Source organism: Streptomyces sp. NPDC050164 (assembly GCF_044459945.1).
GTDB lineage: Bacteria > Actinomycetota > Actinomycetes > Streptomycetales > Streptomycetaceae > Streptomyces > Streptomyces coeruleorubidus_A.
This window is the reverse complement of sequence record NZ_JBITJK010000027.1, coordinates 32,018-43,933: the sequence shown is the minus strand read 5'-3', so window position 1 is coordinate 43,933 and position 11,916 is coordinate 32,018. Positions and strand designations below refer to the sequence as shown.

At 72.1% G+C, this 11,916-nt stretch carries 10 protein-coding genes, 1 pseudogene and 1 riboswitch; of the genes and pseudogenes, 5 read left to right on the top strand and 6 right to left on the bottom strand.

From position 1 onward, the window contains the following. Window positions 1-11 precede the first annotated feature (11 nt). From ACIBNA_RS29625 to ACIBNA_RS29615, 3 genes are all read right to left on the bottom strand, one after another. Window positions 12-767 carry a polysaccharide deacetylase family protein gene (locus ACIBNA_RS29625; protein ID WP_399168242.1) on the bottom strand — a complete coding sequence of 252 codons (756 nt, stop codon included), beginning with the start codon at window positions 765-767 and terminating at the stop codon, window positions 12-14. Window positions 768-910: 143 nt separating this feature from the next. After that, on the bottom strand, window positions 911-2,203 hold the full coding sequence (locus ACIBNA_RS29620) for a glycosyltransferase (RefSeq protein ID WP_399168241.1): 1,293 nt from the start codon (window positions 2,201-2,203) through the stop codon (window positions 911-913). A gap of 19 nt (window positions 2,204-2,222) precedes the next feature. Beyond that, a complete protein-coding gene (locus tag ACIBNA_RS29615; protein WP_399168240.1) occupies window positions 2,223-3,287 on the bottom strand; it encodes a GNAT family N-acetyltransferase in 1,065 nt (354 codons plus the stop codon). A gap of 192 nt (window positions 3,288-3,479) precedes the next feature. On the opposite strand from ACIBNA_RS29615, the gene ACIBNA_RS29610 reads away from it, so the two are divergent. Beyond that, window positions 3,480-4,337 (top strand): HAD family hydrolase, encoded by an 858-nt coding sequence (locus tag ACIBNA_RS29610; RefSeq protein WP_399168239.1) that lies wholly within the window; start codon window positions 3,480-3,482, stop codon window positions 4,335-4,337. Here the strand turns inward: ACIBNA_RS29610 and ACIBNA_RS29605 are convergent. Further along, window positions 4,301-5,080, bottom strand: a complete 780-nt coding sequence (locus ACIBNA_RS29605; protein WP_399168238.1) for a transglycosylase SLT domain-containing protein — start codon at window positions 5,078-5,080, stop codon at window positions 4,301-4,303. The two genes, ACIBNA_RS29610 and ACIBNA_RS29605, sit on opposite strands and share 37 nt — an antisense overlap. A 5-nt stretch (window positions 5,081-5,085) precedes the next feature. Beyond that, window positions 5,086-5,261, bottom strand: a riboswitch (cyclic di-AMP (ydaO/yuaA leader). 502 nt (window positions 5,262-5,763) lie between these two features. Between ACIBNA_RS29605 and ACIBNA_RS29600 the strand changes: the two genes are divergently transcribed. The 4 genes from ACIBNA_RS29600 to ACIBNA_RS29585 all read left to right on the top strand — a co-directional run bounded on the left by ACIBNA_RS29600 (window position 5,764) and on the right by ACIBNA_RS29585 (window position 10,149). Beyond that, the gene (locus ACIBNA_RS29600) at window positions 5,764-6,774 is read left to right on the top strand and encodes a polyprenyl synthetase family protein (protein WP_399168237.1); all 1,011 of its coding nucleotides are present in this window, start codon (window positions 5,764-5,766) and stop codon (window positions 6,772-6,774) included. Window positions 6,775-7,005: 231 nt separating this feature from the next. Further along, a complete protein-coding gene (locus ACIBNA_RS29595) occupies window positions 7,006-8,256 on the top strand; it encodes an outer membrane lipoprotein carrier protein LolA (RefSeq protein ID WP_399168236.1) in 1,251 nt (416 codons plus the stop codon). A 41-nt stretch (window positions 8,257-8,297) separates the two neighbouring features. Beyond that, window positions 8,298-9,284 (top strand): ATP-binding cassette domain-containing protein, encoded by a 987-nt coding sequence (locus ACIBNA_RS29590; protein WP_399168235.1) that lies wholly within the window; start codon window positions 8,298-8,300, stop codon window positions 9,282-9,284. Then, window positions 9,271-10,149, top strand: coding sequence for an ABC transporter permease (locus ACIBNA_RS29585; RefSeq protein ID WP_399168234.1), 879 nt, complete (start codon window positions 9,271-9,273; stop codon window positions 10,147-10,149). Before ACIBNA_RS29590 ends, ACIBNA_RS29585 begins: the two co-directional genes overlap by 14 nt. Before the next feature lie 36 nt (window positions 10,150-10,185). Here ACIBNA_RS29585 and ACIBNA_RS29580 read toward each other — a convergent pair. Then, window positions 10,186-10,765, bottom strand: a pseudogene (locus ACIBNA_RS29580) (flavodoxin family protein). Continuing rightward, a complete protein-coding gene (locus tag ACIBNA_RS29575) occupies window positions 10,762-11,916 on the bottom strand; it encodes an amidase (protein WP_399168233.1) in 1,155 nt (384 codons plus the stop codon). The pseudogene ACIBNA_RS29580 and the gene ACIBNA_RS29575 overlap by 4 nt, the downstream one beginning before the upstream one ends.

Genomic DNA, 11,916 nt, shown 5'->3' with positions numbered 1-11,916 from the left:
TCGGGCAGGGATCAGCCCGCGAACTCGGGCCCGCGCACCACCGCGCGGGCCCGCCGGTACCACCGCCACGCGATCGTCTTCGGCCCGTCCCGGTACGGCGCGACCCGCGCGCCCGCACCCGCCAGCCAGCCCTCGACGTCGGCGACGGTGTGGGTACGCCGGACGATGAGCCGGGCGAGGCGGTAGCGCTCGTCGCGGTCGGAGCTGAGCGCGTGCCGTACGGCGGTCGCCGTCTCGTAGCCGGCCCGGGCCGACATCGCCCGCACACGCGGGCTGTTGTAACCGTGCGGATAGGCGAGATGGCGGACCTCGTGCCCGAGGGCGTCCTCCAGCACGGCCTTCGACGAGCGCAGTTCGTACGCCAGGTCCTTGCCGGACAGGGTGTCGAGCTGCGCGTGCGTGACCGTGTGGCTGCCGATCTCCATGCCGTAACGTTCCAGCTCCGCCGCCCGGTCCAGGGTCATCATCGGCGCGGGCGGCAGCAGACTGCGGCCGCCCGGGGCGATGGCGCCGGTGGTGAGATAGGCGGTGGCGGGCAGCGCCCGCTCGGCCAGCGCCTCGGCGGTGGGGCCGGGCAGATCGGCGAAGCCGTCGTCGAAGGTGAGCAGCACGGGGCGGGGCGGCAACGGTGCGCGCCCGGCCAGATGATCGGCGATCGTGCTGATCGTGACGGGCGTACGGCCGCTGCGGACCACGGCGTCGAGATGCGCGGCGAACTGCTTCGGCGTGACCGTGAACTCGGCGATCCAGCTGGGCGGATCGTCCATCACGGAGTGGTACAGGAAGACCGGGATGGCCGGGGAGCGGACCGGACCCGGGGGCGATATCGGCCCCTCACCGTCCCGCGTACCCCGCTCCGCCCGGCCTCTGCCGTCCCCCTGCCCCTCACCACGCGTACGTGCAGACGTCCTCATCTCGCCCCCTCAACACGCGCGCGCAGCGCCCGCCGCGCACGCAGATAGCCGACGGGCCCGTAGACCATCCCCCTGCGCTGCAACCGCGACAGCCGCCGCGGCCACGGATGCGTCCGCACGTCGTGGTCGCCCGGCGCCCCGCCGCCCTCCGTCTCGCGCACGGCGGTCAGCGTGCGGGCGTGGGCGAGGCCCCGGGGCAGCCGCGCGAGGAACGCCGGCAGCAGCGCGGGGCGGTTCACGAGCACCGCGGTGAGATAGGCGGTGAGTCCTGCGCCGTAGCCGTACGCCTGGGTCTCCAGGTCCCGCCAGGTCTCCCGGTGGTGGTGCCACACCAGGGCGTACGGGGTGTAGCGCAGCCGGTGGCCCTCGGCGAGGACGCGGACGAAGCCGTAGAGGTCGTCGCCGCCCCGGGCGGCCGTGCCGGCACCGGTGGCCGGGTCGAAACCGCCGACGGACCGCAGGGCGGCCGTCCGGAAGGCCATGTTGGCACCGGAGCCGAACCGCCCCGCCGTGAACGGGAACAGCGGTTCGTCTCCCGGCGGACGCGCCGGGTCGTACGTCCTTGGAGTGAAGCCTTTCGCGAAGCCGCCGTGGCTCTCCAGCAGCACCTGGGCCGGGGTGGTCAGCCGCGCGGGCAGGATCAGCCCGGTGCTGCACCCGAGTCCCGGGTCGGCGGCGAAGGGCGCGGTCAGCTCGCTCAGCCAGCGCGGGTCGGCGACCACGTCGTCGTCGGTGAAGGCGACCACCTCGCCCCGCACGGCCGCGAGCCCCGTGTTGTGCGCGACCGCGAGGCCGGGCACCGCCTCGCAGACGTACCGCACGCGCTCGGCGTACTTCCGCTCGACCAACTCCCGCGTCTCGCTCGTCACGGGAGCGTTGTCCACGACGACGATCTCGAACCGCGGATGGTCCTGTTCCAGCAGCGAGTCCAGCGCCCGGGCCAGCTGTCCGGCACGCTCCCGGGTGGCGATGACGACACTCGTGTACGGCGGTTCACCGGCTGCTCCGGGTCCACGAGCCTGCGCGGGCCCCGGCGCACACTCCGCCCGCGCCCGCGCCGCGAGCACGGACTTCGCATCCGCCCCCTCCGGCACCCGCCCGAGCAGCGTCCCCACGGGCCGCCCACCCTGTCTGACCAGCACGAACACCTCGCCGTGCGTCACCGGCGGACTCCCCGGGCCCGGTCTGAGCACCGCCTCGTCACCGTCGAGGTCCAACTCGGCGACCTGCACCGCCCCGATGTCCAGGAACCGCCGTATCTCCTCCTGCGCACGTGCCGAACGGGTCATGCGCCCTCCCCCCTCGTCGTCAGGTACGGCGCAGCCGAGCCGCGCCCTTCAGGGTCCGCGTGGCCAGCGACGCGAGCCGTGGCCTGCCGCGGACGAAGCTGTGCGCGCGGCGCGCCGGCTCGCGGCTCAGCCAGTGCAGTGCCGCGCCCACTCCCGGACGCGTCACCGCACCCTCGTACACGGGCAGTTCGCCCGTCTTCAGCGCGTCCTTGTACTCGGCCGCGCCCCGCCCCAGGTCGAGCATGCCGATGCCCTCGGCGGCCGCCGCCTCGGCCATGCGCAGGTGCAGCACCAGACCCGGTGAGTACTTCGCGAATTCCGGGTCGTAGGCCGGGAACCAGCAGGCCAGGACCGAGGCGGAGCGCAGCCCGAAGTGCGCGGCCAGCGGCCGCTGCCCGGCGTACAGCACGGACAGCGTGCCGCTGCACTCCGGCGCCCGGGTCTGGGCCAGCCGCCCCACGAGCCGGGTGATCCACTCCCGGGCGAACCGGTCACGGCGGCCCGTCCTGCGGTACTGCGCCGACTTCCACTCCATCAGCGTGCGCAGCGCGGCCGGATCGCGCTCGTCGAAGACGAACCGCAGCTCGCCGACCTGCCGGCCCAGCCTGCGCTCCTTGGCCAGGGTGGTCTTCAGGAACTTCGGCGACTGGGCGCGCAGCACCGACTCGTACGTCTCGTAACCCTTCTCCACGTCGATGACGTAGGTGGCGTGCTCCTCGGCCGCGTACCGGACGAACAGCCGCTGCTCGGCCTCGAGGTTGTCGAAGGCGAAGCTCGACAGCGCGCAGGCCCGCAGCAGTTCACCCGTGTCCGGATCGAGTCCGGGCCGCAGGATCGCGCCCTGCGCGTCCGAGACGCCGAGCCCGATCGCCCGGCCCTGCCCCAACGGGCCCCGCTCATGGGGCAGGAAGCCGCCCGGCTCCAGCCCCTCGTACACCACCGCGACCCGCGCCTGCGGCCTCACCAGGCCGACGGCTTCGGTGAACTCCGGTTCCATGAAGGGGTTGCGCGGTGTCTCCGACGCCGCGCGCAGCGCGCGCCAGCGCTCCTTCTCCCCCTCGCCGAGCTCCCCGGGCCGAGCCACACGTATGCGCCCACTGCTCAACCTGACCCCCCGATCAAGTCCCCCCTGGACACTTGGAAGGTACCGCCCGAGACGGCCCCACGGGTAGGTAGCGGACCATGTTGTTGCCAACTGGTGCAGAGGCCTTCAACCGGGCAATCGGCGTCCGCCGCACGGTGAAACGAAAGGGCGCGCTGTCCGTATTCTCTGATCATGGCCGCACCCATCGCATATTCACTCATCGCCACCGACCTGGACGGGACGCTGCTGCGCGGCGACGACACCCTGTCCGACCGGTCCCTCGCCGCGCTCGCGCGGGTGGCGGACGCCGGTGCCCAGCACCTCGTGGTGACGGGCCGGCCGGCGCCGAGAGTGCGGCCGCTCCTGGACGACCTCGGCTGTACGGGGCTCGCGGTGTGCGGGCAGGGCGCGCAGGTGTACGACGCCGGCGCGGACCGGCTGCTGTGGTCCATCACCCTGGACCGGGAGCTGGCCGAGACCGCCCTCGGCAAGATCGAGGCCGAGGTGGGGCAGGTGTACGCCGCGGTCGACCAGGACGGGGTCGACGGGCTCACGCTCATCGAGCCTGGCTATCTCATGCCGCACCCGACCCTGCCCGCCGTGCGGGTCGACCGGCGCGACGAGCTGTGGGGCGAGCCCATCAGCAAGGTGCTGCTGCGCCACCCCTACCTGAGCGACGACGAGTTGGCGGCGACGGCCCGCTCGGTGGTCGGGTCGCTGGCGACGGTGACGATGTCGGGGCCCGGCACGGTCGAGCTCCAGCCGTGCGGCGTCACCAAGGCGACGGGCCTGGCGCTGGCCGCCGAGCACCTGGGGCTGCGGCCGGCGGACACCGTCGCCTTCGGCGACATGCCCAACGACATCCCGATGTTCGACTGGTCCGCCCACGGCGTGGCGATGGCCAACGCCCATCCCGAACTCAAGGCCGTGGCCGACGAGGTCACCCTGTCGAACGAGGACGACGGCATCGCCGTCGTCCTCGAACGACTGCTGGGCGGGACGGCTCAGACGGCTCAGTACGGGCCGTTGACGTTGTCGATCGAGCCGTAGCGGTCGGCCGCGTAGTTGCAGGCAGCGGTGATGTTGGCGACCGGGTCGTACGGGTCCCACGACGTGCCGTCCACGTGGTAGGCCTGGAAGGTCGGGTCGATGGTCTGGAGGAGGCCCTTGGACGGGGTGCCCTTGGCGGCGTTCGAGTCCCAGTTGTTGATCGCCTGGGGGTTGCCGGACGACTCGCGCATGATGTTGCGGTAGATGCCGTCGTACGAGCCCGGAATCCCCTTCTGCGCCATGATGTCCAGCGCCTCGCGGATCCAGCCGTCCAGGTTGTTGGCGTAGGTCTTCGCGGAGGCCTGGGTGGCCTCGGCGACGCCGCCGGCGGGCTTCGCGGCCGGCTTGGCGGGGGCGGAGGACTTGGTCGCCGTCTTCTTCGCGGCGTCCGCCTTGGCCGTCTTCACCTTCAGCTTCAGACCCGGGTGGATCAGCTGCGGCTTGTCGCCGACGGCGGCGCGGTTGTCCTTGTAGAGCTGCTTCCAGCCGCCCGATACGTCGTACTTGTCCGCGATGCGGTAGAGCGTGTCGCCCTTGGACACCGTATACGTGAGGGACTTGGCGGGCTGGGCCGCCTGCGGCACGGACTGTGCGGCGGCGGGCGCGCTCTGGGCCGGCTGGGCGGCGCTGGCGTGCGTCGCGCCGAGGAGCGGGAGGGTGAGTGCCGCTCCGCCGGTGCCTGCGGCTACGACACGACGGGTGAGCGGATTGGTTCTGGGGCGGCGGTGCTTGCCTCGGGGCATGGGGATGTTCCTCTCCGGCGCCTGCGAGGTGAGCTGTCGGGTTCGGGCCGGGAGGTGCCCGGCCGCCCACGGCACTGTGTGCCGTACGCGGCTTCACCCCGAGCCGTTCCGCTGCGCGGACCGGCGACTTACCTGGGTCCCCCGCTCCTGCCCTGCGTGAGTGAGTGGGTTTGTGGGGAGTCCGGGCGGTGGCAGGATTCGGCGTCCGCCGGACAGGCCCGGAACGTATGCGAGAGCACATGTCGGGAACAAGCACCGGAGTCACACATTGCGCCGGTCGACCTTGGTCAGGGGCATATGAGCCGCTTGATCCTTTGCGAGAGCCAAGGCTCAACTGGCGTTCGGCGGAAGGAGGTACGGGCCGGTGTCGGAGTGGGGCGTCACGGGGGATAACGTGATTCAACTCACTGATCACGAGTCCATGGGGCAATTTCCACCAACGGGAATTCAGTTACTCAACGCGGCAAATCATGCATAGCCCACTATCTCCTGGTAAGTCGATAAATGTCTGTTCTTATGAGCCGATCGAAAACATTGCGGTCGTGATCGGATACCACCCGGCCTGTAACCATGGGCGCTGGTGGTGATCGAAACGTGACCGGATACGCTGACTCGAGTGATGGCAGCGACCTATCGACAAACCGCGTAATCACCGGCAGACACCAGCAGACAGGAGACCCCTCGTGACCGACGTCGGGCCGTTCGGGCTGAGCGTGCGGGACCAGGCTCTGGAAGCCGATGTCCAGGCCGGGTTGGCGGCTGTCGAGGAAGGCTTGCTCGAGGCCACCAAGAGTGAGGTGCCCTTCATCACGGAGGCCGCCCAGCACCTGGTCCGGGCCGGCGGCAAGCGGTTCCGTCCGCTGCTCGTGATGCTCTCCGCCCAGTTCGGCGACCGGCACGCGCCCGGGATCGTGCCGTCGGCCGTCGTCGTGGAGCTGACCCACCTCGCCACGCTGTACCACGACGACGTGATGGACGAGGCCGCCGTGCGCCGCGGGGTGGCGAGCGCGAACGCCCGCTGGGGCAACTCCGTCGCGGTCCTCACCGGCGACTTCCTCTTCGCCCGCGCCTCGCACATCCTGGCCGACCTCGGCCCGGAGGCGGTGCGGGTGCAGGCCGAGGCGTTCGAACGGCTGGTGACCGGGCAGATCCTGGAGACGGCCGGACCGCAGGACGGCCGCGACCCGGTCGAGCACTACCTGGACGTGCTGGGCGGCAAGACCGGCTCGCTGGTGGCGGTGTCGTGCCGGTTCGGCGCGATGATGTCCGGCGCCGACGAGACGGTCGTGGACGTGCTGACCCAGTACGGCGAGCGGCTCGGCGTCGCCTTCCAGCTCGCGGACGACGTCCTGGACATCGCCTCCGACTCCCACGAGTCCGGCAAGACCCCCGGCACCGACCTGCGCGAGGGCATCCCCACACTGCCGGTGCTGCGGCTGCGCGAGCGGGCCGCCCGGCTCGGGCTCGCGGACGACATCGCCCTGTGCGAGCTGCTGGACTCCGACCTCACCGACGACGACCGGCACGCCGAGGCCCTGCGCCTGCTGCGCGCCCACCCGGCGCTGGAACAGGCCCGCCAGGACACCATCCGCTACGCCCAGGCCGCCCGCTCGGCGCTCGCGCCGCTGCCCGAGTGCACCGCGAAGACGGCGCTGGTGGAGCTGTCCGACGCGGTGGTGCACCGGGCCGGCTAGCGCCTCTTCCCCGTACGACCCCTACGGGTCGGGGGAGAAGTCGCCCTCTCGTGTCATACCGCAGCAGTACGTGGAGTTGAGCCCGGGGTCTGACGTATCTCCCTGGCCGATTTGGTCAGATGGACACCACGGAAAACACCACTCCTCACCACTTCGGGTGAGAATGGCGGCTCAGGGACGAGTGCGTGGACGACACGGACAGCCGCCGCCGACCACGGAGGTAGGGCACACATGGCACCGTACGCATCCGACGACAGCACGACCGGCGGGGAGGTCGACGAGCAGCGCTCCGGGCGGCGCAAAGCCGCGCGGTACGTCGTCCCGGTCACGGTGATGGGGGTGGCGGCCGCGACGATCGGGCTGGTCCCCGCACTCGCCGACTCCGGTGACCCCGACCTCCCGAAGATCACCGCACAGCAGCTCATCGAGAAGATGGCCAAGTCGGACGTCCAGCAGCTGTCCGGCACGGTGAAGATCAGCACGGACCTCGGCCTGCCGGACCTCGGCGGGCTGGAGAGCAGCCTGATGTCCGGTGCCGCGGGCCAGGGCGAGGGCGCCTCCTCCGCCGACCCGACGGCCAAGCTCACGGAACTGGCCTCCGGCACGCACACCCTGCGCGTCGCGGCCGACGGCCCGGACAAGCAGAAGCTGTCGCTGCTGGAGAACGCCGCCGAGTACAGCATCGTCCACAACGGCAAGGACGTCTGGGGCTACGACAGCAAGTCGAACGAGGTCTACCACGGCACCGCCTCCGACAGCCCGGGGCACGAGAAGGAGCAGCCGCCGGCCACGCCGAAGGACTTCGCCGAGGAGGCCCTGAAGGCCGTCGACGACACGACCTCCGTGACCGTGGACGGCACCGCCCAGGTCGCCGGCCGGGACGCCTACAAGCTGCTCATCAAGCCGAAGCAGTCCGGCACGACGGTCGGTGCGGTCACCGTGGCCGTGGACGCGAAGACCGGCATGCCGCTGAAGTTCACGCTGACCCCGGCGAGCGGCGGCGCCGCCGTCGTCGACGCGGGCTTCACCCAGGTCAGCTTCGCCAAGCCGGCCGCGTCGACCTTCGACTTCACCCCGCCCAAGGGCGCGAAGGTCACCGAGGAGAAGGCCTCCGACAAGGCCTCCGACAAGGCCTCCGACAAGGCCTCTGGCAAGGGCTTCGACAAGGGCGAGGCGCGCAAGCACGCCCCGAAGTCCGAGGAGAACCTCGGCAAGGGCCTCGACGGAATGAAGACCATCGGCGAGGGCTGGAACTCCATAGCCACCTTCGACACCGGCGGCGAGGGCATGCCCTCCGGCGAGGCCGGCGGCGACCTCGGCGGCTTCGTGAACTCGCTCGGCGACAAGGTCACCGGCAAGTTCGGCTCGGGCACGGTCTTCTCCACCCGCCTGGTCAACGCCCTGATGACGGACGACGGCAAGGTCTACGTGGGCATGGTCACCAAGGACGCGCTCGTGAAGGCGGCCGACGCCGGGAGTTAAGTCCAGTACTCCTACGGGACTCGGAGAGAACGAGGAAGCCGATGGGTGAACCGTCCGCCGCGGAGCGGGAGCACAGCGACGTGCGGGCCGAGGCCGGGGAACCGGTCATCGCCACCCGCGCGCTCACCAAGCGCTACCGCGGCGGACAACTCGCCGTCGACGGCCTCGACCTGACCGTCCCGGCGGGCAGCGTCTTCGGCTTCCTCGGACCCAACGGCTCCGGCAAGACCACCACCATCCGCATGCTGATGGGCCTCATCGAACCCACCTCCGGCACGGCACGGGTGCTCGGGCAGCCCATGCCCCGGGCCACCCGCGCCGTGCTGCCGCACGTCGGCGCCCTCATCGAGGGCCCGGCCCCGTACGGCTTCCTCTCCGGCCGCGACAACCTGATCCGCTACGACTGCGCCGACCCGGCCGCCGATCCGCGCACCCGCAAGGCCCGGGTCGCCGCCGCGCTGGACCGGGTGGGCCTGACGGCCGCCGCGGGCAAGAAGGCCAAGGCGTACTCGCTGGGCATGAAACAGCGTCTGGGCCTCGCGGCCGCGCTGCTCCAGCCGCGCCGGCTGCTCGTGCTCGACGAGCCGACCAACGGCCTCGACCCGCAGGGCATGCGCGAGATCCGCACCCTGATACGGGAGCTGGCCTCGGACGGCACGACCGTCTTCCTCTCCTCCCACCTGCTCGACGAGATCGAGCAGGTCTGCACGCACGCGGCCGTGATGACGCAGGGCCGTCTGATCACCCAGGGCGCGGTCGCCGAGCTGTCCGCCGGGGCGCGCGGCCGGCTGGTGGTGACCACGCCGGACCCGGCGGAGGCGGCCCGGGTGCTGAAGGAGCAGGGCGTCGGCGACGTCGTCGTCACGGACGACCGGGTGACCGGCGAACCACCGGAGAGCGACCTCGCCGACGTGAACACCGCGCTGGTGACGGCCGGTGTGCGCGTACGCGGCTTCACGGTCGAACGGGCCTCGCTGGAGGACGCGTTCGTCGCGCTGACCGGGGAGGGCTTCGATGTCGCGGGCTGAAGTCGGTCGGACCGTACGGCCGGTGAGCCCGCTGTGGACCTTCGGGCTGCTGCGCAGCGAGCTCACCACCACCTTCCGGCGCTGGCGCACCCTCGCGCTGCTGGCCGTGCTGGCGGGCGTGCCCGTCCTGGTCGGCATCGCCATCAAGATCGAGACGAGCGACGGTTCGTCGCCCGGCGGTGGCGGCGGGGGAGGGCCGGCCTTCATCTCGCAGATCACCAACAACGGCCTGTTCCTCGTCTTCACCGCGCTGGCCGCCACCCTCCCGTTCTTCCTGCCGATGGCCATCGGTGTCGTCGCGGGCGACGCGATCGCCGGCGAGGGACACGCCGGCACGCTCCGCTATCTGCTGGTCGCCCCGGCCGGCCGCGGCCGTCTGCTGCTCACCAAGTACGCGACCGTCGTCATCTTCTGCCTGACCGCCACCCTCGTCGTGGCCGTCTCGGCGCTGACGGTCGGCGCGCTGCTGTTCCCGCTCGGCGATCTGACGACCATCTCCGGCACCCGGATCAGTTTCGCCGAAGGCCTGGGCAGAGCCCTGCTGATCGCCCTGGTCGTCGCCGCGTCACTGATCGGCGTCGCCGCGCTCGGGCTGTTCGTCTCGACGCTCACGGGCAGCGGCATCGCGGCGATGGCGACCACCGTCGGCCTGCTGATCACGGTCCAGATCCTCGACCAGATCCCGCAACTGCACGCCCTCCAGCCGTACTTCTTCTCGCACTACTGGCTGTCCTTCGCCGACCTCATGCGCGAGCCCGTCTACTGGGACGACCTGGCGAAGAACCTGGGCCTCCAGGCCCTGTACGCGGCGGTGTTCGGCTCGGCGGCCTGGGCCCGCTTCACGACGAAGGACATCACCGCCTAGCGCACAGTCCCCGCGCAGGGCCAGTCCTGGCAGCGCTCAGTACTCGTACACGAGCCGGGCCAGTGGCGCCTCCTGCTCGAAGAACGTCTTCGCCCGGGTCAGCGCCTCGGTGTCGTTCAGCACGTCACCGGGCTTGCTGCCGTTGCCGAGCAGCACTCCGCCGAACCGCATCCCCATGTACGCGGCCGAGTTGTTGAGCGTCCCGACCAGCGGGTCGGCCATCTCCGGCTGCGGGTGCGCGAGCGCGGTGACGCCCCACAGGGTGCGTCCGGCCGGGGTCGCCTTGAAGTCGATGCCGGGCGTGAGCAGCCAGCCCGACCAGTGGTCCAGGTAGCGCTTGGGGTGCGCGGAGACCGAGTACCAGTACAGGGGCGAGGCGATCACGATGTCCGTGGCCGCGAGGGTGGCGTCGAGCAGCAGGGCCAGGTTGCCCTCGGCCGGGCGGACGTGGTCGCTGTCGTGCCGCAGGTCCCCGAACGGGCACCGGGTGCTCGGTGAGGTCGATCCACTGCTGTTCGACGTCCGGGGGGAGTTGCTCGGCTGCCTGTCGGGCCAGCAGCTCGGTGTTGCCGTCGGAACGGGCGCTACCCAGGACGAAGAGGAAGGTCGCCGTCAGCTCCCGATGTGTACCTCCGCCGCCCGCGCCACGCCCAGCAGCAGCGCCTCCCGGCCGTGTGGCGCCACCAGTTGCACCCCGGCCGGGCAGCCGTCACCGCCGAAGCCCGCCGGGAGGCTCAGCGCCGGGTGTCCGCTGAGGTTGAACGCCCAGGTGAGGGAGGTGGAGTAGCGGTCTCCCGGGCCGTCGTGCCCGTGCGGTGCGGTGGGCGTGGTCGGCGTCAGCAGCAGCTGCGCTTCGGCGAACAGTCCGGCAAGCCGCCGGTCGTTCTCCGCCCGGACGCGGTGGGCCTCGCCCGGATCGGCGCCGGGTGTGCGCAGGGCGAGCCAGGCGGGCCCGGGGTCCGCGAGCCGCAACGGCACCCGCGGCCGTACGGGCCGTACGACACCCGCCGCCACGAGCCGGTCGACCGCCGCCCGGGCGAGCGCGACGGGCTCCGGGTCGGGCCCGGCGAAGCCCAGGTCGGACGACCAGACGGCGGTGACGGGCAGAGGCGCGCCGGCGAGCACCGGCTCCTTCGACACCACCCGCCACCAGCTCGCCGCGTCCGACGCCGAACGGGCGAGCACGCCGGGGACGGCGAGCCCCGTGCGGTCGGCGGAGGGCAGCCGTCCGGCCGTGGTCTTCAGGCCGGTCACCCCGCACCACGCCGCCGGGATCCGCACCGACCCGGCCCCGTCGCCGCCCGTCGCCAGCGGCACCAGCCCGGCCGCCACCGCCACCGCGGCCCCGGCCGACGAACCGCCCGGCGTACGGTCCGCCCGCCACGGGTTGACGGTCCGGCCCCGGGCGCCGAGACCCCAGGTCTGCCAGGGCGTCCCCGACCCGGGCACGGAGGTCGCACCCACGGCGACACACCCGGCCGCGAGCAGCGGCCCCGCCGCACGCAGCCCGTGCCGCCCCTTCACGGCGATCGGCACCCCGGCGAGCGGCAGCGCTTCCTCCTTTCGGGGGACATCCCGGGCACGCCGGCCGAGTCGCGCGTCCACCTCGCCCGCCCGCCGCAACGCCTCCTCGCGCCACACCTCCACGAACGCGCACAGCTCCGGATCGGCCCGCTCGATCCGCTCCAGCGCCGCCGCGACCACGTCGACCGCGCGCAGCTCCCGGGCCCGTACGCCCGCCGCGATCTCCCCGGCCGACAGGGACAC

Coding starts and splice junctions, on each gene's coding strand:
- ACIBNA_RS29625 (WP_399168242.1), bottom strand. CDS start 767: ATGGACGATCCGCCCAGCTGGATCGCCGAGTTCACGGTCACGCCGAAG.
- ACIBNA_RS29620 (WP_399168241.1), bottom strand. CDS start 2,203: ATGACCCGTTCGGCACGTGCGCAGGAGGAGATACGGCGGTTCCTGGAC.
- ACIBNA_RS29610 (WP_399168239.1), top strand. CDS start 3,480: ATGGCCGCACCCATCGCATATTCACTCATCGCCACCGACCTGGACGGG.
- ACIBNA_RS29605 (WP_399168238.1), bottom strand. CDS start 5,080: ATGCCCCGAGGCAAGCACCGCCGCCCCAGAACCAATCCGCTCACCCGT.
- ACIBNA_RS29595 (WP_399168236.1), top strand. CDS start 7,006: ATGGCACCGTACGCATCCGACGACAGCACGACCGGCGGGGAGGTCGAC.
- ACIBNA_RS29590 (WP_399168235.1), top strand. CDS start 8,298: ATGGGTGAACCGTCCGCCGCGGAGCGGGAGCACAGCGACGTGCGGGCC.
- ACIBNA_RS29585 (WP_399168234.1), top strand. CDS start 9,271: ATGTCGCGGGCTGAAGTCGGTCGGACCGTACGGCCGGTGAGCCCGCTG.